Annotated in this window: 23 protein-coding genes, 2 tRNA genes and 1 pseudogene; 10 read left to right on the forward strand and 16 right to left on the reverse strand. The window is 61.4% G+C overall.

What is annotated here, in order from left to right:
* Positions 1–13: 13 nt before the first annotated feature.
* From L2I41_RS17095 to L2I41_RS17115, 5 genes are all read left to right on the forward strand, one after another.
* The gene (locus tag L2I41_RS17095) at positions 14–898 is read left to right on the forward strand and encodes a carbohydrate ABC transporter permease (protein WP_237154795.1); all 885 of its coding nucleotides are present in this window, start codon (positions 14–16) and stop codon (positions 896–898) included.
* Complete coding sequence (locus L2I41_RS17100) at positions 898–1794, forward strand: carbohydrate ABC transporter permease (RefSeq protein ID WP_237154796.1); 897 nt, start codon at positions 898–900, stop codon at positions 1792–1794. The genes L2I41_RS17095 and L2I41_RS17100 overlap by 1 nt, the downstream gene beginning before the upstream one ends.
* Before the next feature lie 5 nt (positions 1795–1799).
* A complete protein-coding gene (locus tag L2I41_RS17105) occupies positions 1800–2951 on the forward strand; it encodes an ABC transporter ATP-binding protein (protein WP_237154797.1) in 1152 nt (383 codons plus the stop codon).
* A 282-nt stretch (positions 2952–3233) separates the two neighbouring features.
* On the forward strand, positions 3234–3995 hold the full coding sequence (locus L2I41_RS17110) for a sugar phosphate isomerase/epimerase family protein (protein ID WP_237154798.1): 762 nt from the start codon (positions 3234–3236) through the stop codon (positions 3993–3995).
* Between the two features lie 43 nt (positions 3996–4038).
* Positions 4039–5172 carry a Gfo/Idh/MocA family protein gene (locus L2I41_RS17115; protein ID WP_237154799.1) on the forward strand — a complete coding sequence of 378 codons (1134 nt, stop codon included), beginning with the start codon at positions 4039–4041 and terminating at the stop codon, positions 5170–5172.
* Positions 5173–5480: 308 nt separating this feature from the next.
* Here L2I41_RS17115 and L2I41_RS17120 read toward each other — a convergent pair whose 3' ends face one another.
* Positions 5481–5798 (reverse strand): hypothetical protein, encoded by a 318-nt coding sequence (locus L2I41_RS17120; protein ID WP_237154800.1) that lies wholly within the window; start codon positions 5796–5798, stop codon positions 5481–5483.
* A gap of 58 nt (positions 5799–5856) precedes the next feature.
* Between L2I41_RS17120 and L2I41_RS17125 the strand changes: the two genes are divergently transcribed.
* Complete coding sequence (locus L2I41_RS17125; protein WP_237154801.1) at positions 5857–7755, forward strand: CASTOR/POLLUX-related putative ion channel; 1899 nt, start codon at positions 5857–5859, stop codon at positions 7753–7755.
* 191 nt (positions 7756–7946) lie between these two features.
* On the opposite strand, the gene L2I41_RS17130 is transcribed toward L2I41_RS17125, so the two are convergent.
* From L2I41_RS17130 to L2I41_RS17170, 9 genes are all read right to left on the reverse strand, one after another.
* Positions 7947–8023, reverse strand: a tRNA-Pro gene (locus L2I41_RS17130).
* A gap of 164 nt (positions 8024–8187) precedes the next feature.
* A complete protein-coding gene (locus tag L2I41_RS17135) occupies positions 8188–9354 on the reverse strand; it encodes a GGDEF domain-containing protein (protein WP_237154802.1) in 1167 nt (388 codons plus the stop codon).
* A 138-nt stretch (positions 9355–9492) separates the two neighbouring features.
* Positions 9493–10917, reverse strand: coding sequence for an aldehyde dehydrogenase family protein (locus L2I41_RS17140; protein WP_237154803.1), 1425 nt, complete (start codon positions 10915–10917; stop codon positions 9493–9495).
* 169 nt (positions 10918–11086) lie between these two features.
* Positions 11087–12172: an ABC transporter ATP-binding protein gene (locus L2I41_RS17145; protein WP_237154804.1), complete on the reverse strand. Its 1086-nt coding sequence runs from the start codon at positions 12170–12172 to the stop codon at positions 11087–11089.
* Positions 12162–12761 carry a cupin domain-containing protein gene (locus L2I41_RS17150; RefSeq protein WP_237154805.1) on the reverse strand — a complete coding sequence of 200 codons (600 nt, stop codon included), beginning with the start codon at positions 12759–12761 and terminating at the stop codon, positions 12162–12164. Before L2I41_RS17150 ends, L2I41_RS17145 begins: the two co-directional genes overlap by 11 nt.
* 65 nt (positions 12762–12826) lie before the next feature.
* Positions 12827–13831 (reverse strand): ABC transporter substrate-binding protein, encoded by a 1005-nt coding sequence (locus L2I41_RS17155; RefSeq protein WP_313791147.1) that lies wholly within the window; start codon positions 13829–13831, stop codon positions 12827–12829.
* A gap of 102 nt (positions 13832–13933) precedes the next feature.
* On the reverse strand, positions 13934–14737 hold the full coding sequence (locus tag L2I41_RS17160; RefSeq protein ID WP_237154807.1) for an ABC transporter permease: 804 nt from the start codon (positions 14735–14737) through the stop codon (positions 13934–13936).
* Complete coding sequence (locus L2I41_RS17165) at positions 14734–15570, reverse strand: ABC transporter permease (RefSeq protein WP_237154840.1); 837 nt, start codon at positions 15568–15570, stop codon at positions 14734–14736. Before L2I41_RS17165 ends, L2I41_RS17160 begins: the two co-directional genes overlap by 4 nt.
* A 129-nt stretch (positions 15571–15699) precedes the next feature.
* On the reverse strand, positions 15700–16980 hold the full coding sequence (locus L2I41_RS17170) for an NAD(P)/FAD-dependent oxidoreductase (RefSeq protein WP_237154808.1): 1281 nt from the start codon (positions 16978–16980) through the stop codon (positions 15700–15702).
* A 543-nt stretch (positions 16981–17523) separates the two neighbouring features.
* On the opposite strand from L2I41_RS17170, the gene L2I41_RS17175 reads away from it, so the two are divergent.
* Positions 17524–19716, forward strand: a complete 2193-nt coding sequence (locus L2I41_RS17175) for a methyl-accepting chemotaxis protein (RefSeq protein WP_237154809.1) — start codon at positions 17524–17526, stop codon at positions 19714–19716.
* A 183-nt stretch (positions 19717–19899) separates the two neighbouring features.
* Positions 19900–19974 (forward strand) — tRNA-Gln (locus L2I41_RS17180).
* Positions 19975–20135: 161 nt separating this feature from the next.
* Here the strand turns inward: L2I41_RS17180 and L2I41_RS17185 are convergent.
* Together L2I41_RS17185 and L2I41_RS17190 are read right to left on the reverse strand one after the other, a co-directional pair.
* Positions 20136–20306, reverse strand: coding sequence for a DNA packaging protein (locus tag L2I41_RS17185; protein WP_237154810.1), 171 nt, complete (start codon positions 20304–20306; stop codon positions 20136–20138).
* Between the two features lie 93 nt (positions 20307–20399).
* A complete protein-coding gene (locus tag L2I41_RS17190; protein WP_237154811.1) occupies positions 20400–20597 on the reverse strand; it encodes a hypothetical protein in 198 nt (65 codons plus the stop codon).
* Here L2I41_RS17190 and L2I41_RS17195 point away from each other — a divergent pair.
* The gene (locus tag L2I41_RS17195; protein ID WP_237154843.1) at positions 20584–20850 is read left to right on the forward strand and encodes a hypothetical protein; all 267 of its coding nucleotides are present in this window, start codon (positions 20584–20586) and stop codon (positions 20848–20850) included. The two genes, L2I41_RS17190 and L2I41_RS17195, sit on opposite strands and share 14 nt — an antisense overlap.
* 101 nt (positions 20851–20951) lie before the next feature.
* Here L2I41_RS17195 and L2I41_RS17200 read toward each other — a convergent pair whose 3' ends face one another.
* Both L2I41_RS17200 and L2I41_RS17205 read right to left on the reverse strand, forming a co-directional pair.
* Positions 20952–22931: a hypothetical protein gene (locus L2I41_RS17200; RefSeq protein ID WP_237154812.1), complete on the reverse strand. Its 1980-nt coding sequence runs from the start codon at positions 22929–22931 to the stop codon at positions 20952–20954.
* Between the two features lie 55 nt (positions 22932–22986).
* Entirely contained in the window at positions 22987–23523 is a 537-nt protein-coding gene (locus tag L2I41_RS17205) for a hypothetical protein (RefSeq protein WP_237154813.1), read from the reverse strand.
* Between the two features lie 229 nt (positions 23524–23752).
* Here L2I41_RS17205 and L2I41_RS17210 point away from each other — a divergent pair.
* Positions 23753–23836, forward strand: a pseudogene (locus L2I41_RS17210) (ATP-binding protein); the annotation flags it as partial.
* A 70-nt stretch (positions 23837–23906) separates the two neighbouring features.
* Here L2I41_RS17210 and L2I41_RS17215 read toward each other — a convergent pair.
* Both L2I41_RS17215 and L2I41_RS17220 read right to left on the reverse strand, forming a co-directional pair.
* Positions 23907–24203 carry a hypothetical protein gene (locus L2I41_RS17215; protein ID WP_237154814.1) on the reverse strand — a complete coding sequence of 99 codons (297 nt, stop codon included), beginning with the start codon at positions 24201–24203 and terminating at the stop codon, positions 23907–23909.
* 4 nt (positions 24204–24207) lie between these two features.
* Positions 24208–24402 (reverse strand): Rha family transcriptional regulator, encoded by a 195-nt coding sequence (locus L2I41_RS17220; RefSeq protein WP_237154815.1) that lies wholly within the window; start codon positions 24400–24402, stop codon positions 24208–24210.
* Positions 24403–24525 lie beyond the last annotated feature (123 nt).

Below are 24525 nucleotides of genomic sequence, written 5' to 3' on the forward strand. Positions count from 1 at the left end.
CTGGGAGGCGGTCATGGCCAACAAGCGACGGCGCAATCTTGCTCCGGTCCTCGCCATTGCTCCGTTTTGGGTACTCATTCTTGTGGCGTACCTCGGAACAATGCTCTTCACGATCCTGATGTCGTTCACCAACTCGAAGACGCTGCCAAAGCTCGAGTTCGTGGGCCTCAAGCAATACCAACGCCTGTTCACCACCGACCTCTGGATCACGGCTTCCCAAAATATCTGGGCCTTCAGCATCCTGCTGATCCTGATCAGCCTCACCGTCGGCTTCCTGCTGGCCGTGGCGCTCGATCAGAAGATCCGGGCTGAAGACACGATCCGCACCATCATCCTCTACCCCTATGCGATGTCGTTCATCGTCACGGGCCTCATCTGGCAGTGGCTGCTCAATCCGCAGCTCGGCCTGCAGAAGGCCATGCACGACCTCGGCTGGGAGAGCTTCTCCTTTACCTGGACCCAGGATCCGTCCATGGCGATCTACTCGATCATCATCGGCGGCGTCTGGCAGGGATCGGGCCTGGTCATGGCCATCATGCTCGCGGGCCTCAGGTCCATCGACCAGGAGATCTGGAAGGCCGCCAAGATCGACGGCATCCCCGACTGGCGCGTCTACATCTCCATCGTCATCCCGATGATGCGCCCGACCATCGTCACCGCCGTGGTGCTGATGTCCCTCGGCGCGGTCAAGGCCTATGACATCGTGGTGGCGCTCACCGGCGGCGGCCCGGGCTCCTCGTCCTTCACCCCTGCCCTGTTCATCATGAACTTCTTCTTCACCCGCCAGAACGTCGGCCTCGGCGCGGCAGCCTGCACCGTGGTGCTGGTCGTCGTCTCGGTCTTCTTCGTGCCCTGGTTCTATTACGAGTATTTCCGCGAAGAGAAGAGGGGCCACTGATGTCTGCACTCACCGCCCAGTCCTCGCCCCGCGGGCCGAAGCCGAAGCGCCTCACCCCCGCCCGTGTCGGCCTCTATGGCTTCGTCGCCATGTCCTGCCTGTTCTTCCTGGCGCCTCTGTACGTGATGATCATCACGTCGTTGAAGCCCATGGAGGAGGTGCGCCTCGGCTATATCTTCAAGTGGCCCGACAGCCCCACCATCCAGCCGTGGATCGACGCCTGGTCCAGCGCCTGTACCGGCCTGGCCTGTGAAGGCATTCATTCGGGCTTCTACAATTCCATCAAGATCACCATCCCCAGCGTCATGGTGTCCATCTTCGCCGGTGCGCTGTTCGGCTACTGCCTCAGCTTCTGGAAGATGAAGGGTTCGAACTTCCTGTTCGGTCTGCTGCTGCTCGGTGCCTTCCTGCCCTATCAGCTGTTCATCTATCCGCTGGTGCGCATCTACGCCTGGGCCGGGGCCTATGGCACCATGTTCAACATCATCACGGTGCACACGATCTTCGGCCTGCCCGTGATGACGCTGCTGTTCCGCAACTACTTCTCCTCGGTCCCGATCGAGCTGTTCAAGGCCGCCCGCGTGGACGGCGCCGGTTTCTGGCGCATCTTCCTGTCGGTGATGCTGCCGCTCGCAACCCCGGTGGTGATCGTGGCGGTGATCCTGCAGGTGACCGGTATCTGGAACGACTTTCTCTTCGGCACCGTCTTTGCGGGACAGAACAACTGGCCCATGACCGTTCTGCTCAACAACATCGTCAACACCACCCAGGGCGAGCGGCATTACAACATCGACATGGCGGCCACCATCCTGACCGCCGCCGTTCCCCTTACTGTCTATTTCGTCTCGGGCCGCTGGTTCGTCCGCGGTATTGCCGCCGGCGCCGTGAAAGGTTGATCTTCATGTCCGCACTCAACTCCCATGCCACCGGCAACCCGGCCGATGCCTCGGTTGCTGTCCGCGACCTCCTGATCGCCTACGGCTCGCTGGTCGTGCTCGACAAGCTGTCGCTCGACATTCCCAAGGGCGAGTTCCTCGTCCTGCTCGGGCCGTCGGGCTGCGGCAAGTCCACGCTGCTCAACTCGATCGCCGGCCTGCTCGACATCACCGACGGCGAGATCTGGATCTCCGGCAAGAACGTGACCTGGGAAGAGCCCAAGGATCGCGGCATCGGCATGGTGTTCCAGTCCTATGCGCTTTATCCGCGCATGAGCGTCTACGACAACATGGCCTTCGGCCTGAAGATCGCCGGCCTGCCCAAGTCCGAGATCGAAGAGCGCGTCGGCCGTGCGGCCAAGATGCTGAAGCTCGAGCCGCTGCTCAAGCGCAAGCCGTCGGAGCTGTCGGGTGGCCAGCGCCAGCGCGTCGCCATCGGTCGTGCCCTGGTGCGCAATGTGGACGTCTTCCTGTTCGACGAACCGCTCAGCAACCTTGACGCCCAGCTGCGCTCGGAACTGCGTGTGGAAATCAAGAAGCTGCACCAGGACATCGGCAACACGATGATCTACGTGACCCATGACCAGATCGAGGCCATGACGCTGGCCGATCGCATCGCGGTCATGAAGGGCGGCATCATCCAGCAGCTCGACGATCCGCACACCATCTATAACCGCCCGAAGAACCTGTTCGTCGCCGGCTTCATCGGCTCGCCGGCCATGACCTTCCTCAACGGCAAGATCACCGCGCTGAATGGTGCGCCGGCCGTTGACGTGGGCGGCGGTGTTGTGGTGCCGCTCGGGCGCTATCAGTTCGAGGCCGGCTCCAGCGCACCGGCCGCCGGCACGGATGTGGTCCTTGGCGTGCGTCCCGAACATATCATCACCGGCAGCCCCGCCGATGGTACGGAAGACGGTCGCCGCTTCTGGACCAAGGGTCAGGTGAAGATGCTCGAGCCCACGGGCGCGGACACCATCCTCTGGACCGAGGTCGGTGGGCAGAACCTCACGGTGCGTGTCGACAGCGATCACGAAGTGGCGCTCTACGCCCATTTCGACTTCGCCTTCGACCTCGACCGCGCTTCGCTGTTCGACAAGGCCAGCGGCGACCGCCTGTAATTCAACTTCGGTCGCCGCGCAGGTGGTGCGGCGACCGCATTTTCGGCCAGGGACGATGGGGAGGAGCCTTCGTCCCGTTCGACCAGCATCTGACAACGTTGGCATCGCCCCGCTGGACGGCTGGGAAAGTCCGGGCCCTGCGGGGCGCGGACAGCATGCCTCGGGATGGCCTGGTGGCATGGCCCCAAGCGGCGCGTTTGCAGGCAGGACAGCCGCTGTCGAGCCCCGCCCGGCGACAGGACAAGAACCGGTTTCACAGCCGGTCACTCAGGGAGGACCCACATGGCGCTCGAACATCCCTTCTCGATGCAGCTCTTCTCGGCGCGCAACTTTCCGCCGCTGGCTGACCAGCTTCGGCTCATTCGCAGCCTTGGCTACACCAATGTGGAGCCCTTCGGCGGCCTCTATGGCGATCTCGACGCCTTGAGCGCCGGCCTCAAGGCCAACGACCTCACGGCCTGCAGCGGCCATTTCGGCATCGACATGCTGGAAAATGATCTCGACGGCGCCGTGCGCGTCGCCGAGCGCCTCGGCATGAAACTCATTGTCTGCCCCTATCTGTTGCCGGACCGGCGCCCGGTCGATGGCGAGGGCTGGCGCCGCTTCGGCGACCGTCTGTCGGCGATCGCCGGCAAGGTGAAGGCGCGGGGCTTCCGCTTTGCCTGGCACAATCACGACTTCGAATTTCTCCCCCTCAAGGACGGTTCGCTGCCGATCCAGCATATCGTCGCCGACCCGGCCGTCGATCTTGAGCTCGACCTTGCCTGGGTGGTGCGCGCCGGCGTCAATCCGCTACCCTGGCTCGAAGGCTATGCGGGCCGGATCGCCGCGGTGCATGTCAAGGACATCGCCCTGCCCGGCACGGCCGATGACGAAGACGGATGGGCCGACGTGGGCTTTGGCACGCTTGGCTGGTCCGATCTCTGGCCAGTGGCCGCGGCGTCCGGCGCCAACTACATGGTTGCCGAGCACGACAATCCCTCCGACTTTGCGCGCTTTGCCCGCCGGAGCCTTGCCTCAATGAAGTCGCTCGCCGGCGCCTGATCGGCGCGGCTCCCGGGTTCGAGAAGACCAAAGGAAGACGATCATGGTCATGCGTGTCGGCGTCATCGGCTGCGGCAACATTTCCGACATCTACCTGCGCAACGGCAGCTTCTTCCGTGACTATCGCGTCACCGCGGTTGCCGATCTGCGCCCCGAAGCCGCCAAGGCGCAGGGTGAGAAATACGGCGTCCCCGCCTATGGCGTCGACGAACTTCTCAAGCGCGACGACGTGGATACGGTGCTGAACCTCACGGTTCCCGCCGCCCACGCCGAGGTTTGCCTCAAGGCCATCGAGGCGGGCAAGCATGTGCATACCGAAAAGCCGCTCGCCACGACGCTGGAGGACGGTCGGCGCATCGTCGCCGCTGCGCGGGCGAAGGGTGTCCGCGTCGGTGCGGCGCCCGACACGATCCTCGGCGCCGGCATCCAGCATGCCCGAGCGCTCATCGATGCCGGCCGTGTCGGTTCGATCGTCACGGGCACAGCCACCGTGCTTGGCCGCGGCATGGAGCATTGGCATCCCAATCCGGAGTTCTTCTTCAAGCCCGGCGCCGGGCCGGTGCTCGACATGGGCCCCTATTACATCGCCGCGCTCGTCACCCTGCTTGGGCCTGTCAGGACGGTCAGTGCCACCGGCAAGATCGGCCGCGCGCAGCGGCTCGTCACAGCCGAGGGGCCGATGAAGGGCAAGACCATCGACGTGGAGGTTCTCACCACCGTCAACGGCCTCCTGTCCTTTGCGAACGGCGCCGAGGTGGTGTTCATGACCAGCTGGGATGTCTGGGCGCACGGCCAGCGTCCGATCGAGCTGCACGGTGTCAACGCGTCCTTGCGCGTGCCGGATCCCAACTTCTTCGGCGGCACGATCGAGCTTGCCGAGGGCACCAATGTCTGGTCCGAGATTGCGACCACTGACGCCGTGTTCGGACGGATCAACTGGCCGCTCAAGCCGGCGGAGCAGAAGGTCGCCAACTATCGTGGCCTCGGTCTTGCCGACATGGGCGCAGCGATCCGCGAGGGGCGGCAACATCGCACCAACGGCGACTTTGCCCTGCATGTCCTTGCGGTGATGCTCGGCCTCATCGAATCGGCTGAGGCCCACCGCCCCGTCGGCATCTCGGAAAGCTGCGACAGTCCGGCCCCTCTGGGCGAGACGGAAGCGGCCAGCCTGATCTGAACCTTGCCGGATTTCACCGGGGCGCAGCCTTTCGCGCCCCGGTCCATTGCATCACATTGGCAATCAATTCGCCTCGCAAATACAGATCCAAGCCATTTCAATAGCTTGCAGATTGTTCCGGACTCTGTTTGTCGGCTTTGGTCTGGTCGGCAGGGCTCGGCGGAGCCGAAAAATCGCCCGAAAAGAAAAAATCCCTCAATGAAATCAATTCACTGAGCTTGCTATCGGAATCAGTTTCTTGAGATCTCACTGCAAGCGATTCAAATGACTCAATAAAAATCCATTTCGGATTCAGTTTCTGAGCTCAATCAGCGCGGCTTGAAAGACTTCAAACCGGCGCCTTGCAGACAAGCGCGAGGCTGTTCTTGCCGTTTGCCTTCGGAGTTCAGGCAACGGAAACCATAGAAACCATTTTCTTCTGTCATTTTCAACAGCTGTTTCATACCGTCGGCAGCAGGTGCGTCATCGCAAGATTTCTCTAGCAAATATTTGCGATAAGCATTGCCAATCTTCCTGAGGTTTGGCCTCGATGTCCTCCTCCCCGGAGGCCACGATGCGTTCCAGGCAGCAGGTAAGACCCTGAAAAATTTATTCAAAGTCGCTGGTTTGCCCTTGACGGCATTCATGGCGGCGTTGCCAATCTCAGCCCAAGACATGCTGTGATTTGAGTCATCTGGGGTGAAAATGTCCAAGCGGGTGCATTGGAAGCAGAAGCTTCGCTACGAGTTCGACAAGACCATGGCCGCCGGTCCGATTGCGTTGATCGGTTGGCTTGGTCTGATCTCGCTGATCATCATCGTTCTGGCCGGTATTGTTCTGGCGATCTCCGGGATTGCCCCTGAAGGCGGCTCTTCGCTCGGCTTCATCGAGGCGACCTGGGAATCGCTGATGCGTGCGCTCGATTCCGGTACGCTCGGCGGCGACAACGGCTGGAGCTTCCGCGGCGTCATGCTGGTGGTCACGCTCGCCGGCATCTTCGTCGTGTCGGCCCTCATCGGCGTGCTCAGCTCCGGCATGGAAGCCAAGATGGAGGAGCTGCGCAAGGGCCGCAGCCAAGTTCTCGAGAAGGACCACACGATCATTCTCAACTGGTCGCCGTCCATCTTCGACGTCATCTCCGAACTGGTCATCGCCAACGAAAGCCGCAAGCGGCCGCGCATCGTGGTGATGGCCAACCGCGACAAGGTGGAGATGGAAGACGAGATCGCCGCCAAGGTGCCCGATACCAAGAACACGCGCATCATCTGCCGTTCGGGTGATCCGACCGATCTCTATGATCTCTCCATCGTCAACCCGCAGACGTCGCGAGCCATCGTCGTCCTGTCGCCGGAAGGCGATGATCCGGACTCCCAGGCCATCAAGACGATCCTGGCTCTGGTCAACGATCCCTCCCGCCGGCCCGAACGCTACCAGATCGCCGCCGAGATCCGCGACGGCAAGAATGCCGAACTGGCGCAGGTGGTCGGCGGCGCCGAAGTGCAGGTGATCCTGGCTGACGATCTGATTGCGCGCATCATGGTGCAGTCCTGCCGCCAGTCGGGCCTCAGCGGCGTCTATTCCGAATTGCTCGACTTCGATGGCTGCGAGATCTACGCCGCCGAGCAAACGGCCCTCACGGGTCGCAGCTTCGGTGAGACGCTGTCCGCCTATGATAGCTGTGTGCCCATCGGACTGGTGAACGGGGCCGGCGCTGTTGAGCTCAATCCGCATCCTGAGCGCGTTCTGGTCAGCGGCGAAAAGCTGCTGATCATCGCCGAAGACGACGACAAGATCGAGATGAGCACGCCGGCGCCGGTCAATGCCGCCGCCATTCGCAACTATGGCGAAGAGCCGCGCCAGCCCGAGCGCACGCTGATGATCGGCTGGAACCGACGTTCGCCGATGATCGCGGCGGAGCTGTCCCGCTATGTGGCGCCGGGCTCGCTGCTGACCATCGTCGCCGAGGTCCCCGACCTTGCCGGCAAGGTGGCTGGCATCAGCGTCTACGGCACCAACCTGGCCATCGAGTTCGCCGAGGCGGACACCACGCATCGCGCCTCGCTCGAAGGCTTCAACGTGCCAAGCTACGACCATGTGCTCGTGCTCGGCTATACCGAGGAACTGCCGCCGCAGCCCGCCGACACGCGCACCCTCGTCACGCTCTTGCATCTCAGAAAGATCGCCGAGCAGGCGGGCCTGCATGTGTCCGTGGTCAGCGAGATGATCGACGTGCGCAATCGCGAGCTGGCCGAAGTGAGCCGGGCCGACGACTTCGTTGTCAGCAACAAGCTGGTCAGCTTGATGCTCGCCCAGGCGGCCGAGAATGAGTATATGTCGGCCATCTTCGGCAATCTGCTCGATGAGCAGGGCTCGGAGATCTATCTGCGTCCCGTGTCCGACTATGTGGCCATCGACCGTCCCGTCAGCTTTGCCACGCTCACCGAATCCGCGCGCCTGCGCGGAGAGGTCGCCCTCGGCTATCGCCGGCGCCGGGCGGATGAGGCGGACGACCGTGGCCTCGGCGGTGTGGTCATCAATCCGGCCAAGACCGAGCAGGTGATGTTCGCCGAAGAAGACAGGATCGTGGTGCTGGCGTCTTCGTGACGCCGGTGCCGGTCCTCCAGCACAGCCTGACTTTGACCGATCAAGTGAACCGCGATGCCCGTTCAACCGGCGTCGCGGTTTTCTTTTGCGGATGCTGCGGCAGATCGCGCCCACCCACGGCGGCGGCGCGGCACAAACGCCGAAAGACGCCCGAAGGCGTTTTTCGTGCTCGACATGGTGTCTTGAAGAAATGGTCGGAGTGGCGTGATTCGAACACGCGACCCCCTGCTCCCGAAGCAGGTGCGCTACCAGGCTGCGCTACACTCCGTTCCGTCTGGTGGGGCGGTGTATAACGTCCCGAACCCGGCTCCGCAAGCCCCGCAAAACACTTTTTCGAAGTGGGCTGGGGAAACTTGCCGATCAAAGCGAAGAACCCGCTGATTTCCGGCACTTAGGCCAGAAATTTTCTTTTGCCTCTCCCGGTGACGCCGCTCAGGCGGCCTCGCCGATGCGGGCAGCGCGGATGCGCTCGACATATTCGTGCACGCGGTTCCGCCCGGCGTTCTTGGCGGCGTAGAGCGCCTGATCGGCTTCGCGGCAAAGATCGCTCAGGGCGTGATGCGGGCTGGTTGCCACGGCAAGGCCGATGCTGACCGTCACGCGCCGCTCGATCGTGTCCGAGGTATGCATCTGCGACTCGACCGCACCACGGATGGCCTCCGCGACCGACACGCCGCTGCCGGCGCGTTGCGGCAGATGCAGGGCGAACTCCTCGCCGCCATAGCGGGCGACGGTTGCCAGGGGCGACACGGTGCGACGGATGGTCTGCGCCACGGAGCGCAACACTTCATCGCCGACGGCATGCCCCCAACGGTCGTTGAAGCTCTTGAAGTGATCGATGTCGAGCAGAAGGATCGCGTCGCCCGCACGAAGCGCCTGAGGTACGTGCTGGTCAAAGTAGCGGCGATTGCGAACGCCGGTCAGGCCGTCGGTGTTGGCGATCTCGACCAGTTGCACATGCTGGCGCTCGCCAATGAGCAGAACGATCAGCATGGACAGCAGGAACTTGCCCCCGATGAGCACGAACAGGCCGGAGGCCGGACTGATCAACTCGTGGTTTCCAAATACGAAGTCGTAGACAATGACCAGACAGAGCAGGCTCAGCGCCAGCAGCACCGCGGAGAGAGGCACACGCACCTGGAGGGGCTCGCGCTTGCGGTCAAGATACACGGCCAGCCCCGACAGGCCCAGCGAGAAGCCGGCAACCAGGTTGAAGGTGATGGCCCGCTCGCTATCAAACTCGTGAAAATGGCTGATCAGACCCGCGACAAAGGTGACACCTGCGGGAACGAAAATGTAGCTGGAGGGCATGATGCTGCGGCGACTGCTCAACCGAACCATCCCCAACCCGAACATGCTGTAGGCAAGGACACCGGCCACGACATTGATCAAACTGAAGAGGCTGTAGTGGAGGTGGTCAATCTCCGCATAACCGGCCAAGGTCGACCCCAGCGCGAGGATGAGGAAGGACGCTCCGATCTGACGGACACCGTCAATTGGCCCCAGGACCGCGCGCAGATAGACGAGAACCAGAGCCCCGGCAATATAGGCGGTCTTCTGCAACAGCAGAACTGTGGTCAGGTTGAGTTCGGTGGTCATGCGGTAGAGTCCTTGGTGGTACTCGACGCATTTAAATCCTCAGGACTGAATAAAGGACCAACGAATAGAATTTCACATAGTTAAAATTGAATATAGCCGTGGGTGGGGCGCTTGTGCCGCACCCCACCCTGCCAAGTCTCAGTTCCAGCCGACGACGCCCTTGATTTCCAGGAAGTCGTGGATGCCCCAGCCGGCATACTCGCGGCCGTTGCCGGACTGCTTGTAGCCACCGAAGGGGGCAAAGGTGTCCCAGTCGGGATAGTTCACATAGATCGACCCGGCCCGGATGCGGCGGGCAACAGCGCGCGCCTGTTCGATGTCGGTGCCCTGAATATAGCCCGCGAGACCATAGACCGTGTCGTTGGCGATGCGAACGGCGTCATCGATGTCCTTGTAGGACAGGATCGACAGGACCGGCCCGAAGATTTCCTCGCGGGCGACGGTCATGTCCGGCGTCACGTGGCCGAAGACGGTTGGACGGATGTAATAGCCGCGGTTGAGGCCTTCCGGCCGGCCGAGACCACCGGTCACCACCGTTGCGCCTTCCTTGATGCCCGTTTCGATCAGCCGCTGGATCTTGTCGAACTGCAGTTGGCTCACCACCGGGCCGAGGTTGGTGGCGTCGGAACGCGGATCACCGGTGACGAGCTTTTCGGCAGCGGCCTTGGCGATGGCCAGGGCTTCGTCATGGCGATCGGCCGGCACCAGCATGCGCGTCGGGGCGTCGCAAGACTGGCCGGTGTTGCCGAAGCAGGCGCGCACGCCCTTGGCGACGGCGCGGGCGAGATCGGCGTCCGGCAGGATGATGTTGGCGGACTTGCCGCCCAGTTCCTGTGCCACGCGCTTGACCGTGTCGGCGGCCGTCTTGGCGACGATGATGCCGGCGCGGGTCGAACCGGTGAAGGACACCATGTCCACGTCAGGATGACCGGACATCACCTGCCCCACATCCGGACCGGTGCCGTTGACCAGGTTGAACACGCCCTTCGGCGTGCCGGCGGCTTCCATCACCTCGGCGAAGATGATGCCCGAGATCGGCGCGATCTCGGAAGGCTTCAGCACCACGGTGCAGCCGGCGGCGATGGCCGGGGCGACCTTGCAGGTGATCTGGTTCAGCGGCCAGTTCCACGGCGTGATGAGGGCGCAGACGCCGATCGGTTCGCGCAGGATGCGCGTGGTGCCAAGCGGCTCCTCAAGATCCATCTTCTCGAAGTCGGCGATGGTCGCCTCGATATGCGCGCGACCGGCCCAGGCCTGGGAGTCCTTGGCGAAGGCCAGCGGAGCGCCCATCTCGTAGCTGACGGCCTCGGCGATATCGTCGAAGCGGTCATTGTAGGCGGCGAGGATGCGCTTGAGCAAGGCGAGGCGCTCGGCCTTCGGCGTCACCGAGAAACTCTCGAAGGCGCGCTTGGCGGCGGCGACCGCCAGGTTCACGTCGGCAGAAGTTCCAACGGAAATGCGGGTATAGGCTTCTTCCGTCGACGGATCGATCACATCCAGCGTGGCCGGAGACACCGGGTCGACCCAGGCGCCGTCGATGAAGAATTTCAGATGGTTGGACATGATTCCCCTTGGATTTTGCTTCTAGTGGTTCGATTCCGACATTTGCATCCGCCCGATACGGCCCGCCGAGCAAATGTCGGAATCATGAGAACCACTAGCAAGTATCTGTTTCTAGTGAAGCCTTTGAGCGCCTTTCGATCCTGTTGTTTCAACATGATCGGCGGTTGCTCTAGGTAGGTAGAAGACAATATGCGGCTCCGGGACGCAAGCCCACGAAGACCGTGGCGCCGACCCCATGGTTGGGATGGCCCGCCCCGCGTGGCACGTCCGCCATCAACGCCACACCGGCCGCGCTGCGCAGATGCAGCCGCATCGACCTGCCATGGAAGACGACGCTTTCCACTTCGGCACGGTCGGCACCTGCGCTCTCCACCGTGTCGAGGCGCAGATCCTCCGGCCGGATGCCGACCATGATGGAGGCGCCGGGCTGCAGCGACAGGCCGGAGTCCGTCGGCAGGTCGAGCAGCAATGCTCCCGCTGCCAGATGCAGGCCCTGCCTGTCGGAGGCCCGGCACTGGAAGTCCACGAGATTCATGGTGCCGATGAAGCCGGCAACAAAGCGCGTCGCCGGTCGGTCGTAGAGTTCGGCCGGACTTGCCACCTGGTCGATGCGCCCATGGTTCATCACCACGATGCGGTCGGAGATGGAGAGCGCTTCGGTCTGGTCGTGGGTGACCATGATGAACGTGGTCCCCAGTTCCCGCTGCAGGCGCTTGAGTTCCACCTGCATCTGCTCGCGCAGACTGGCGTCGAGCGCCGACAGCGGCTCGTCGAGCAACAGCACCCTTGGGGCGCAGACGATGGCGCGGGCCAGCGCGACGCGTTGCCGCTGCCCACCCGAGAGCGCCCGCACCGGCCGATCGACCTTGTCGGCAAGGCCGACCATTTCCAGCGCCTCGCTGACTCGCCTGGTCTGGTCGCCGCGCGCCACGCCGCGAACCGACAGGCCGAAGGCGACGTTGTCGCGCACGTTCATGTGCGGAAACAGGGCATAGTCCTGAAAGACGGTATTCACCGGCCGGTCATAGGGCCTCAGCCCCAGGATATCCCGCCCTTCGAGGCGTACGGCGCCATCGCTCGGGGCTTCAAAGCCGGCGACGATGCGCAGCGTGGTGGTCTTGCCACAGCCCGAAGGGCCGAGCAGGCTGACGAACTCGCCTTCCCGCACCGACAGGGAGATGGCGTCCAGACCGAGCGTGCCGCTGGGAAAGACCTTGGTCACACCGGACAGTTCGAGCAAGGCGTCATTCGCCATCACGTTCCTCCGACGGCTTGATGGTGTTGACCCAGACGATCTCGCACCGGGTCTTGCCGAGGTTGCGGAAGGAATGGGGCAGCGTCGAGCGAAAGGCGAAACTGTCGCCGGTGGTCAGCAGATATCGCGTCCCGTCGATCACCAGTTCCACCTCGCCGGCGGTGACGACGCCGAACTCCTGACCGTTGTGCGAGTAGGAGGCCGTACCACCGCCGGGCTCCACCACCACCAGCATGCCCGTGAGCGCGCTGCCCGGCGGCGATAGCAGTTCCTTGGAGATGCCTTCGCTGCGCACCGGCAGCGAGCGGCGCCGTCCTGCACGGACGCAGTAGAGATCACTGACGGGTTCGCCCGGATCGGAAATGAGAGCGGATGGCTCGATTTCCAGCGCCGCCGCCAGGGGCCAGATGACCTTGACGCGGAGCGAGGACAGACCCCGCTCGATCTGGCTCAGCGCGCCGATCGATATGCCGGCGCGTTGGGCCAGTTCGGCAAGCGAAAGATTCCGCTCAATCCTGAGCGCACGCACACGCCGGCCGATCCGCACGTCGGCGTCATTCTCGCTGTCGGTGGGCACTTCGGTGTCCATCGGCTCTCCAATCCCTGTCATTGTTGCGACCGGTGCCGCCGGGGCGGCACCGATGCGGGCCGCGCTCAGCCGCCGGCCTTGACCTTCTCGAACATCTTCGACAGCTCGTCGTTCTGCTTCATCGGTCCGGTGAACACCGTGGACTTGAGGACGGTGTCCGGATCGTCAGGCAGTTCCAGCGCCTTGAGATCGGCGGGTGGAGCGGCGGCAAAGGCCGAACTGGTGGACGCACCATAGCCGTAGCTCTCGATCAGCGCCTTGCCGGAATCGGCTTCGAGGCGGCTGTTGATGAAGTCATAGGCGAGATCCTGGTGCGTCGTGCCCTTCAGCATCACGAAGCCGCAGGCCCAGGTCAGCATGCCCTCCTTCGGCTTCATGAACTCGACCGGCACGCCCTGCTTCTTGAGCGCCACCGCAGAGGCGTTCCAGGTCATGGCCGCCACGAGTTCCCCCGACGTCAGCGCCTGCTCGACGGAGGTCATGTCGGTGGTGTAGCTCGACAGCAGGGGCCGCTGCTCGCGCAGCTTCTCGGCCACCTTGTCGAGCTCGGCCGGCGACATGTCGAAGGGATTGACGCCGGCCACCAGGGCCGCCACCACCGGCGTGTCGTGCACGGCGTCGATGGTCGCCATGCGGCCGGCATATTGCGGATCCCAGAGCAGGTTCCAGCTCTTCTCAGGATTGCTCACCAGATCGGTGCGGTAGAGGATCGAGGTATTGCCCCAGTCCCAGGGCACCATCCACACCTTGCCGTCGCCGGCCTGAATGTCCGGTAGATTGCGGAACACCGGGAAGATCTTCTCCCAGTTTTTGATCTTGGCCGTGTCGATGGGCTCGAGCAGGCCTTCCTTGTTCCAGCGGGCGATCTTGTCATAGCAGGGATGGGCGAGATCGGGATGGAAGCCGGCCTTCACCTTGGTGAAGGCGTCGTCGTCGTCGCCGAAGGTGGAGATTTCCACGCTGTCGGGATGGGCGGCCGTGAAGCTCTTGTGGAAGTCGGGCAGTTCATAGCCGGACCAGGTGAAATAGGTCAGCTTGTCGGCGGCACCCGCCGGCGCTGCGGCGACCATGGCGCAAAGCGAGACGGCGGCGGCAAGCGCCGTCGGCAATCTTGTGCTGAAGTCCTTGATAGACATGCTGTTCTCCTCGTTGACGCCTTTTGCGGCTGTTGTTTATGCGGGGCCTCGACCCGGCGAATGGCGGCGCAGAACTTCCGCCGCGCCGGCCAGCAGGATCGAGAAGGCCAGGATGGCGCTGCCGAGGGCCATCACCATCGGCAGCGACTTGGGAAAGCGCAGCTGGCTCCAGATGTAGAGCGGCAGCGTCGGCTCGGTCCCGGCCAGGAAGAAGGCGACGATGAACTCGTCGAAGGAGGTCAGAAAGGCCAGCATGGCGGCGGAGGCCACGGCCGGCAGCGCCAGCGGCAGCATCACGCGGCGAAACACCACGCCGTCATGGGCGCCAAGGTCTTCCGCCGCTTCGGCGATCGACCGGGGAATGGCCTGGAACCGCCCGCGCAGCACGATCACCGTTGCCGGCAGTGCCACCAGCACATGGCCGATGACGATGGACAGGCGCGACGGCCCCAATCCGGACAGGTTCACCAGGATCAGCAGGGCGATGCCGATCACCACGCCGGGAATGAGCAGCGGAAGGCGCGCCACGGCGGAGACAAGCGTGGCAAAGCGCGATCGGCCGTGGATCTCCAGATAGCTGATGGTCACGCCACAGACCGTCGCGACCAGGGAAACCGTCAAGCCGATGCCGACACTGTTCATCAACGCGCCCCGCAGCGTCTCATTGGCGAGCAGCGCTTCATACCAGGAGAGCGTGAAGCCCTTGAGAGGGAAGGCCGCCTGCACGGCGTCATTGAAGGAGAACAGCACGATCAGGGCGACCGGCAGATACAGGAAGACAAGATAGGCGATGACATAAGGGCCGAGCCAGCCGCCCGAGGCCGTTGCGCGCTGGGTCATGCGATCCCTCCCGCGCGGCGGTTGACCGACCGCGTCACCAGCCCGACCAGCAGGATGACGGCCATCACCGCCACCGCCAGTGCGGCGCCAAAGGGCCAGTCATTGGCCTTGCCGAAGGAACTCTGGATCAGCGACCCGATCATGGTGCTCGCGGGACCACCGACGAGCGCCGGGGTCACATAATCACCAACCGTCGGCACGAAGACCACCACGGCGCCGGCCATCACGCCGGGCATGGACAGCGGCAGGATCACGCGGCGGAAGGTGGCGAAGGGCTTGGCCCCGAGGTCGGCCGCAGCCTCCTTGAGGGATGGCGGAATGGCTTCCAGCGCCACATAGATCGGCAGAATGGCGAAGGGCGCATAGGCGTGTGCCAGCGTGATCACCACGGCCGCCGGCGAGTTGATGAACAGGGTCAGCGGCTGATCGATGATGCCGAGACCGATCAGAGCCGAGTTCAGCACGCCGTTATAGGCAAGAATGATGCGCCAGGCGAAGACGCGCAGCAGATAGCTCGTCCAGAAGGGCAAGGTGACCAGGAACAGGATCAGCGACCGGCGCCGCCCGGCGTGAAAGGCCAGGTACCACGCCACCGGATAGGCGGTCACCACGGTCGCCAGCGTGACGATCCCGGCGATCACCAGGGATCGCGCCATCACCATGGCGTAGAGCGGATCGGTGACCAGCGCCTCAAAGTTGGCAAGCGTGAAGCCCTGTCCGAGCAGCGAGCCGTCATTGCCTCGCAGCGCCAGGAAGAGCACCAGCGCCAGCGCGAAGAGAATGAAGACCAGTGTGACGAAGGCGCCTGGCAGGCCCATGGCAGCCTGGAACATCCAGGGCGCCGCAACGGACCGCCGGGCCGAACCGGATTCTACGGGCACGGCAAGGCTCCAATTCGTGAAATTACGTATTACATTTTCATAAATTTGAAAGTTGTCAAGGGCGCTTTTGTCGCCGCCTGCTCACTTTTCAAAGGCGTCCAGCGTCCGGTACCAGAGAATGGCCGCCGCGACGCCGATCTGCCGGAAGGCATGGAAGGGAATCGGTCGAATGGGCGACAGCGGGAACGGCAGTTCGTCGGGATCGCCCGAGAGGATGTGCCGGGCAATGGCCTGTCCGAGGGCGGTCATCAGGCCGACGCCCCGCCCCTGACAGCCGGCAACGGCGATCAATCCGGCCTCCGGAGCATGCAGATGCGGCAGGTGGTCGGGCGTCATGCCGACCCGCCCGAACCAGCGGCGCTCGATCGATATGTCCGCAAGATCAGGATAGAGGCGCCGCAGCGCCCGTTCGAGATGCTTCCAGTCAGCGGCCGATCGCGGCACCGACATGCGCCCCCGGCCACCGAGGATCAGGCGGCCATCCGGACTCTTGCGATAGTAGACCAGGATGCGGCGGCTGTCGGAGACCGCCTGTTGGCCGGGCAGGATCTTCTCGCCGAGTTCACGCAGCAGCGGCGCGGTCGCGACCTGGAAGGAATGCAGCGGCACCAGGGTCCGCGCGAGGCCCGGGACGAGCCCGTCGCTATAGGCGTTGGTCGCCACCACCACATGGCGCGCGGTGACGGTTGCGCCGGTGGATGTCTGCACGATCCAGCGCTCGTTGCGGCGTTCGAGGCGCAAGGCCTGGGTTCCCGTCGCAATGCGCGCGCCGGCCTCGGCGGCGATCCGCGCCAGTTCGGTGACGTAGGCCAGTGGATCGATGGTGCCGGCCCGTCGGTCGAGCCAGCCGCCGACATAGCCGTTGGCTCCGGTCATGGCCGCCACTTCGGCAGCGGACAGCAGCTGCGTATCCGCCCCGCGGGACCGCCATTGCCGGTCGCGCTCCCGCGCGAGCCTGAGAGCTGTCTCCGTATGCGCCGCCTGGATCCAGCCGTTGCGGACCACGGGCACGTCGAGCCCTTCCCGTTCGATCAGACCGAACACACTGTCCGCCGTGGACGCGGCAAAATCCACCAGCCGCGGTCCGGCAGTACCAAAACGCGACAGCAACGTCTCGGGATCGTATTTCAGCCCGGGAATGACCTGGCCGCCGTTCAGCCCCGATGCGCCCTCGCCGATCTCCTTGCCGTCGATCACCTGAACAGACCTGCCGGCGCGCGCCAGATGGAGCGCCGCCACGAGACCGCAATAGCCCGCACCGATGATCGCCATATCGACCGCGACACTCTCCGCCAGCGGCCCCGTGCCGATGAATGTGCGCCGCGTCTGCCATGCGGAAAGGCCGAAAGAACCATCGGACATGGGCACCTCCAGATTTTCGAAAAGCGAACCACGAAATCCATAAATTTGAAATTGGCATATTGAATTTCATTTTTCCATTCAAATTTCACCCCTGAAGCCCGCAATCTCCCTCCACGGATCTCAGTTTGACCACCCCATTATCCAGGTGGACGGACAGGCCCCTCCGGTCCTGGCTACGCGCCAGGGAAAAAATCCCACATTTCGGCGAAGACTGCTTTCCATCCGTACACGCCAAGCGCTCATCCAATGCAGACTACACAAACATGGCCAGCAACAGTGCAATGCAAGTTCAAATGTCAAAGCGTCAAGCTACCAGCAACACAACCACCTGAACGCGTATTTCCTTGTTCAATTTCGCGCAATTCCTATATAAAAATGACAATATTCCAGTCCAAAATCGCAGGATAATACAATGATATAAATCGATGATCAGCAATGGACAGACAACTTATATACAATAACACTTACCCTGCCTTCAGATTAATCACCAATTAATCATGCACGCCAGATAGATGTTCCGGATACACACTGGAGAGATCCGTCATGAACATCCATTCAATCAAGGTTCGCATCACCTCTCTCTCCGCTGTCTGCTTGCTTGCTACAGTCGGCGCTGTGGTTGGCTACGGCGTCTATTCCAACAGCCAGACCAATGAAGCGACCAACAAGGGCGTTTACAGCCTGCTCGATGCCAAGGCGCAGGAAGCCCTTCAGAACCTGGCGGCAACCCAGGCAGCGGTTGTCAGGACCGAGGTCGACACAGCTTTCAGCGCCGCGCGCAACATGGCCCGTGCCTTCGAGACCATGGCGTCCGGGGATGCTTTGGCGACGCCTGCGGCCATGCGCCGGACCCAGCTCAACGCCACCCTGCTCGGCGTTCTCAAGGACAATCCTCGCTTCAACGGAACCTACAGCGCCTGGATGCCCAATGCCATTGATGGCAATGACGCCGCCTTCACGGGCAAGGCGGACATCGGCTCCGACGCCACGGGCCGCGCCCTGCCCTATTGGACGCGCGATGTCACCGGCAAGATCGCCCTTCAGCCGCTGGTGGAATATGACAGCCGCGAAAAGCACACCAACGGCCTCATCAAGGGCGGCTGGTTCATCGGCCCCGAGGAAACCGGCACCGAGAGCCTTCTGGCCCCGCTGCCCTATATCGTGCAAGGCAAGGCTGTTCATCTTGCCACCATGTCGGTTCCGATCACCGTCAATGGCAAGTTCATGGGCGTGGCTGGTGCCGACTTCAATCTCGACTTCGTCCAGACGCTGGCCCAGGAAGTCAAGTCCAAGATCTACGGCGGTGCCGGTGACGTCACCATCGTCACGCAGGATGCCCTTGTTGTCGCCTCGAGCATCGATCCCACCGGCATCGGCGGTCCGCTCTCCAAGTTCGACAACTCTTGGCAGGACGACATGCAGCGCGTCGCCAACAACAAGGACGAGGTCTATCTTGATGCCGAGCATGACCGGCTCAAGATGTTCTCGCCGATCTCCCTCGGTCGCACCGGCAAGACCTGGTCGGTGATCATCGGCGTACCGCGCTCGGTGGTCATGGCCGATGCAAGCAAGCTTGCGGCCGACACCGACGCCGCCCAGACGCAAAGCGTGAAGAGCCAGCTCCTCGTCTCCAGTGGCGCCGCGCTCGCCGGCCTGATCGTGATGTGGCTTGTGGCGCTTTCCATCAGCAACCCGATCCAGAAGCTCACCGCTGCCATGGAGGGTCTTGCCGCCCGCAAGACCGGCATCGTCGTCCCCGGCACCGATCGTCAGGATGAGGTGGGCGCCATGGCACGCACCGTCGGCGCGATCCAGGAAAACGCCGTCGAAGACGCCCGGACCGCGACCGAACAGGCCGCCGCCAACGACGCACGCCTCGCCGGCGAACGCAAGCAGGCCATGGCTCGTCTGGCCGACGACTTCGAGCGCTCGGTCGGTGCCATCGTCTCGTCTGTATCCGCGGCCTCCAACCAGTTGCAGTCCGCTGCCGAAACACTGACCGGCTCGGCCGAAGAGACCTCCAACCGCTCGACGGAAGTGGCACAGGCCTCCGAAGAAGCCTCCCAGAACGTCAACACCGTCGCCTCCGCCACCGAGGAACTCGCGGCTTCCGTGCGTGAGATCAGCCGTCAGGTCGCCGAAAGCGCCCGCATGGCTGCCAATGCGGTGACCGAAGCAGCCGGCACGGCCAGAACCGTCCGCGACCTCTCCGAAGCCGCACAGCGGATCGGCGAGATCGTCGACCTCATCGGCAATGTCGCCGGTCAGACGAACCTCCTGGCGCTCAACGCCACCATCGAAGCGGCGCGCGCCGGCGAAGCGGGACGCGGCTTTGCCGTGGTCGCCGCCGAGGTCAAGGGCCTCGCCGACCAGACCGCCAAGGCGACGGCGCAGATCAGCGCCCAGATCACAGAGATCCAGAACTCGACCGGCTCGGCTGTCGGTGCCATCGATTCGATTTCGGCCACCATCCAGAAGATGGACGAGATTGCCTCGCTGATCGCCGCCGCCGTGGAAGAGCAATCGGCCACGACGCAGGACATCGCACAGAATGTCCACAGCGCGTCGACCGGCACGGGGGCGGTGTCGAAGAACATCGCGATGGTGACCCGTACGGCAACCGAGACCAGTGCCGCTGCCGAACAGGTACTGGGCTCGTCGGGCGAGCTCTCCAAGCAGTCCGATCTGTTGCGCCGGGAAATGCAGACTTTCCTCGCCTCGGTGCGCACGGGCTGACGCTCCGACGCCGCCCGACACACCGCACTCCATCGGCCCCGGCTCCGGCATCCCCGGCTCCGGGGCCGCCCTCTTTCCCAAGACGGCGCCAATCCCAGCTTGTTAGCCCGAACCAACGGTGCCCCTCATCGGTTGTTGCGGATCACGACCATTGTCGCTATATGACCCGGGCCTAACGGCTGCTGGGGTGTCGCCAAGTGGTAAGGCAGCGGATTTTGATTCCGCCATCCGTAGGTTCGAATCCTGCCACCCCAGCCAATCCATTTTTAGGCCATTCAATATCTTTAATTTAACAACGAAATCAATAAGTTAGCCATTCATGCCGAGTCTTGAATTTGGCGAGTGACCACAACGCTGACCACAACACCCCGACCACAATACCTCTTCAAGGACGGTAGGTCTGGACGAATCGATCTGGTTTAAGTTGGGCGTCTGTTGGCGCCGCGCCCCACACGGTAGTCCTTGAGGAACTTCGCAGCGACGGCAAGGTCCGTGGAAGTGATGCGTCCGTCTTCAATGCGGAGCGCAAGCTCTTCGGCCAATGCCTCATGGAACATATCGAGTGCGTCGCGGTCAGCCGTCTTGCTCAATTGAAAATGCTCCTGGGTTGCGTTGTGCGCTCAATAGGAAAGGCGCCGCACCGATTTACGCAGTGCGGCGCTATGCTCTGTCTTTCGCTCCGATCAGAACGGGTTCATCTGAGATAGCGGATTGCTCTCGTTGTCGAGCTGCATTCGCCGGTTCCGTTCGGCAAGCTGCATGGCCGCCTCATCGTCCGCGCGCCGCTTGGCCTCCATGAACCTTTCAAAATCATCGGCCAGTGTGCCAAACGGAACCCGAACGTGCGTCACAGGAAGCCCCGTGACCTTGTCGAAGATCATCAGCGTCCCGTTTGGCCCGTTGTCGAAGAACACGCCGCCCGGCACCTTGTCCGCGTGGGCGGTCTGGTACTACTCGGTTGCCCACAGAAGGACAGCCTTTGCGGTTGTCCTCCTCGATAGCCACACGCATCGCTGCTATATTCTGGAGACCGCAAATGACAGCTTCCGCTTCAATTCAAGCTCAGCCGCCGCCGCAGCAGCAGCGGCAGCACGAAAAGATTGCAGCACGAAAGCTGCCAAGATTCACTTATAAATCGGCACAAAGCTATTCAAACAAGCCGAACCTGCTCATAGTTTCATCACCGGAGACAATAAAGACTAGGAGGCTGCGACTCAGGCAAATCCGAAATGAGGTCAGCCACAAGTCTCATTGTATGTTTGGCGGAGGCCAGAAGCGCCCCCCTCCACGGCATGGTAATTTTTCGGATACTTAGTTCTGAAGGGTGGACAGCTGGCCTGTGCTTGCCATGTTGCATCCATTGCGTTTATGAATGCGGGTGCGTAAGCACAAAAGCGAGAAAAATAGCCAATGCTAACGGATGGCTTGACGCTACTCATAAAATTGTCTTCCGCCGCTTGGTAGAAGGTATGCAGCTTGTCGGCACAAGATGCCGCGCTGGCAGAAGAGCCACCTGAGGCGGGAGGCATGTCAGCAGGGCAGGAGCTTCTGACGATCTCTCTAACCTTTGTGATGTCACCCAATACGCTATTTACGCCCATTTCCCCGTTGACGTAGATCGGCGTGGAGAAGGCGTTGGGATCGTACGCTCCGTAGGTTTTTACCTCCTCGATCACATTCGCTATTTCCTTGATGAAACGGGTGGCATCGCCGTTGGACAAATAGCCCTTCACGTCAGGCTTCAGAATGATGTCTTCGTCGGCATTAGGGAGCGTGACATCCGAGACGCGAGTTCCGTGACCATCGAACTGATATCTCAATGCCTTGGGGCCAGCACAAGAGATCTTGAGATCGACACCGGGATTGATCCCGGACAAGGTCGCCAATTTGCCGTTCTTGCTGTCAGCGATCTGCCACCCGGCTGCGCTTGCATTTGAATTCGCGGGGGTATTCGAAGTGTCTGTCTTGGCGGGCGCGGGCGCTTCTGTGACGACAGGTTTCCCAGTGCATGCTCCAACGACGGATTTCACAGCAGAGGCTGTCTTCATGTTGACCAGCTCGTGGCCGTCCACCTGAACTGCAAAGGATTCAGAACTCATCATTGATGAGGCAGCATCCCTCGTGAGCTTGAGCCAACAAGTAGGGCCACCTTCATCTGTTCCGCAGAATGTGGGCACTGAGAACGGGCTACCATCGACAATGGCCTCGGAACCGAGCCATTTGCCATCGTAATTGTGTGCGCCCATAAACATCACGGACAGGCCAACATTTCCTTCTGCTTCCTTGTCGCACTCGATTTTTACGAACTCGCCTACCCACCCGTCATTGTTAGTATGAGGGATGTTCAGAGAGGCGACATTTCCCTTTGTTATCCATTGAAGCTCTCCTTGAGTCATTGGGAGCGCTGCCACCGGAGCCTGAGGGGGGGGTGTTTCTGAGCCGCTTGAAGTCCGTGGGGTAGCTTCGCTGGTTTCTGAGGGCCCACTCTTGTGTACCAATTCAGAATAATTCAGGTCCATCAAGCTCTTGTCTTCTAGACTCGTAATATAGGAAGTTACGTTCTCCAGTGACCCCTTGTAATCATAGGTGCCAGAGTTTTTGAGATCGATCTTTGCCCTTGCTGATATTCTCAAAATCAGCGTATTCGAAACGGATTGTTCAACGAGTGTCCTGGCTTCTTTTTCTTCAACGGGGATGAACTCAGGAACCTCATTGTCACCCGGCCACCAATAGATCTCACCATTGTTCCTTTCGAACATCGCGCCGCCACGGCCTTGTTCATTCGGATGCCAGCAACGATCATTTTTTGGAGTTTTGATGTTTGCAATGAGTTTGCGATTCTTGATCGGGTATTGATCCATGAGGGTGGGGAACCCATGTCGATCAAAATCATAACGACCCAAGTAAACCGTGTATTTGAGATTTGAAATATACCCGCTCATGTCAGGCGACAGCTTATGAATTTGATCTGAGATCGCGAGTTCTGCATCCCGAAGCTCAAATTCATTCTTCGTCTCAAACTGAAGATTGCAATACACCATGCTTTGCAGATTGTTGCCTTCCTCTTTCACGATGTTCGGGTTCACCTGTTCCCACAGGGCCAGATAGGGCTTTATATCCGGAGATCCCGCCTGGATATCTACTGTTCCGCCCGCGAAGACAGACGTGGTTTGCACTGTAATTGCGGCTACAGCCAGAGAGAAGAGAAGGCGCAATTTTGGATCCTCAGATTTTTAGGTTCGCTGACTTTTAGGGGAGGCAATCGCCCCCTTATTTTTTTGAGCAACTGATCGCGACAGCCATCATCCCTTTAGAGTGGCTTGAAAGGAAAGCTGTAATGTCAGCTGGATCACCAGATAGTGACACGAGGCCGTTTTGGAGTAGATGCGGGGAAACATGATTCTTGCTCGCCAGTGCGTCAATCTGCGGGCCAAATGACATCGTGTTGGCAATAAGAATGCTGATTCCAGAATCCTCTACCTCCAAGAATTCGATATTGATTTTTCCATTCTGCGTACTTTGCATCAGGAATAAACTATTTCCGAGATCGGAGAGCATAATTTCGACTCCATCCCCGCCGTCATAGCTATAGCTAGGCCATAGAAACCCGGATTTCTTTTCTACAATTGACGCATTTGCCTTCTGACCTGTTATTTGGTTTGCGCAGAAATAATCTCCTGCCACGGGAGCGTAATCTCCACTTGTTATAATCGGTGTATCGACTTGATAACAGCCGCCAAGGCTAACGGCAGTTGCAACCGCGATCGAGGCCAATCGAAACGCAGGAAATTGTGTGAACATGCTCATGTGCTGGGTTCTCTCTGCGCGAGCCTCAACCAGAGGCTATCAAGCAGCGCAACGTTCGACAAAATGTAACGCAACCAATGTCGAAGGACGCGCAACTCGAACTTTCCTAAAATGCTGGCTGAATCAATAGCGCAATCCCTGATTACATACCAAGTACGTCCTTGTGCGTAGTGACCGGGCAACTACAAAAGCCGAATGCAAGAAAACACACCGCCGAATCATCTCGCTTTACCTACCGTTCAGCGCGGCGGGAGGAGCCGTGCTCTTCCACCCGCTCAGCAAGCTCTACGAGCGTACCAGCATCATCACCACCATTCCCTCGATCCGCCCAAGCCCGCGTGCCAGTTCGACAAGCGCGCCCGAGCGGGTCGGGGTGTCGTTCATTATTCTGCTTTCTTGATGAGAGGCCCATCCGCACGCTTCGGCAGCGTCGAAGTGATGAGCCAGTTTGTTGCGTTGAGAATGCCAATCGTTCGAGCGAACGGGATGAAGTCCCGCGCCATGCTCGCATCCTTTTGGTCGAAATTCTGGTCAGAGCGCAGGGCCGATGCCCCGATGTTGGTCAACAGGTTTCCGATGTCACCCAGCGTCTTGATGACCGGGACGCTGGAACCGAGGCTGGACCCAAGCCCGGAGTTGCGCGTCGTAGAGAACAGCCGGTGGTCCTCCCCCGATACCATGCTGTCATAGCCTGAGATGTAGTACCCCTCTCCAAAATTGGATGAGGCGGTAGCAGCTTTTCTCGCGTCCGTAGGCGTCGGAATAGATGGCCCCAAACTTGGGGGCGTCTTCTCCAATCTCATCCAGCATGGTGCGGATGTCGCGCGTCACATGGCCGAGCAGCTTCCCCGTCAGCTCGGCAATCTCCAGGCTGGACATGGGTGAGACCAGCCTGTTGCGCTGTTGCGTGCATAAAGGAGGAGACCATGCAACAACGTGCTGCTGTATGCCTCCGGACTGAAGTCCTCCGGCTGTCAGGACTGGCTTAAGGTCAGGCTTTGG

The sequence above is a fragment of the Oryzibacter oryziterrae genome, assembly GCF_021864535.1.
In the GTDB taxonomy this organism is placed as follows: domain Bacteria; phylum Pseudomonadota; class Alphaproteobacteria; order Rhizobiales; family Pleomorphomonadaceae; genus Pleomorphomonas; species Pleomorphomonas oryziterrae.

Bases quoted from the DNA above. Each gene is read 5' to 3' on its own strand.
- L2I41_RS17165 (WP_237154840.1), bottom strand. From the start codon at position 15,570: ATGTTCCAGGCTGCCATGGGCCTGCCAGGCGCCTTCGTCACACTGGTC.
- L2I41_RS17100 (WP_237154796.1), top strand. From the start codon at position 898: ATGTCTGCACTCACCGCCCAGTCCTCGCCCCGCGGGCCGAAGCCGAAG.
- L2I41_RS17135 (WP_237154802.1), bottom strand. From the start codon at position 9,354: ATGACCACCGAACTCAACCTGACCACAGTTCTGCTGTTGCAGAAGACC.
- L2I41_RS17140 (WP_237154803.1), bottom strand. From the start codon at position 10,917: ATGTCCAACCATCTGAAATTCTTCATCGACGGCGCCTGGGTCGACCCG.
- L2I41_RS17150 (WP_237154805.1), bottom strand. From the start codon at position 12,761: ATGGACACCGAAGTGCCCACCGACAGCGAGAATGACGCCGACGTGCGG.
- L2I41_RS17095 (WP_237154795.1), top strand. From the start codon at position 14: ATGGCCAACAAGCGACGGCGCAATCTTGCTCCGGTCCTCGCCATTGCT.
- L2I41_RS17215 (WP_237154814.1), bottom strand. From the start codon at position 24,203: ATGGTATCGGGGGAGGACCACCGGCTGTTCTCTACGACGCGCAACTCC.
- L2I41_RS17205 (WP_237154813.1), bottom strand. From the start codon at position 23,523: ATGAGCATGTTCACACAATTTCCTGCGTTTCGATTGGCCTCGATCGCG.
- L2I41_RS17220 (WP_237154815.1), bottom strand. From the start codon at position 24,402: ATGTCCAGCCTGGAGATTGCCGAGCTGACGGGGAAGCTGCTCGGCCAT.
- L2I41_RS17175 (WP_237154809.1), top strand. From the start codon at position 17,524: ATGAACATCCATTCAATCAAGGTTCGCATCACCTCTCTCTCCGCTGTC.
- L2I41_RS17120 (WP_237154800.1), bottom strand. From the start codon at position 5,798: ATGAATGCCGTCAAGGGCAAACCAGCGACTTTGAATAAATTTTTCAGG.
- L2I41_RS17160 (WP_237154807.1), bottom strand. From the start codon at position 14,737: ATGACCCAGCGCGCAACGGCCTCGGGCGGCTGGCTCGGCCCTTATGTC.
- L2I41_RS17125 (WP_237154801.1), top strand. From the start codon at position 5,857: ATGTCCAAGCGGGTGCATTGGAAGCAGAAGCTTCGCTACGAGTTCGAC.
- L2I41_RS17190 (WP_237154811.1), bottom strand. From the start codon at position 20,597: ATGATCTTCGACAAGGTCACGGGGCTTCCTGTGACGCACGTTCGGGTT.
- L2I41_RS17170 (WP_237154808.1), bottom strand. From the start codon at position 16,980: ATGTCCGATGGTTCTTTCGGCCTTTCCGCATGGCAGACGCGGCGCACA.
- L2I41_RS17110 (WP_237154798.1), top strand. From the start codon at position 3,234: ATGGCGCTCGAACATCCCTTCTCGATGCAGCTCTTCTCGGCGCGCAAC.
- L2I41_RS17145 (WP_237154804.1), bottom strand. From the start codon at position 12,172: ATGGCGAATGACGCCTTGCTCGAACTGTCCGGTGTGACCAAGGTCTTT.
- L2I41_RS17115 (WP_237154799.1), top strand. From the start codon at position 4,039: ATGGTCATGCGTGTCGGCGTCATCGGCTGCGGCAACATTTCCGACATC.
- L2I41_RS17155 (WP_313791147.1), bottom strand. From the start codon at position 13,831: ATGGTCGCCGCAGCGCCGGCGGGTGCCGCCGACAAGCTGACCTATTTC.
- L2I41_RS17105 (WP_237154797.1), top strand. From the start codon at position 1,800: ATGTCCGCACTCAACTCCCATGCCACCGGCAACCCGGCCGATGCCTCG.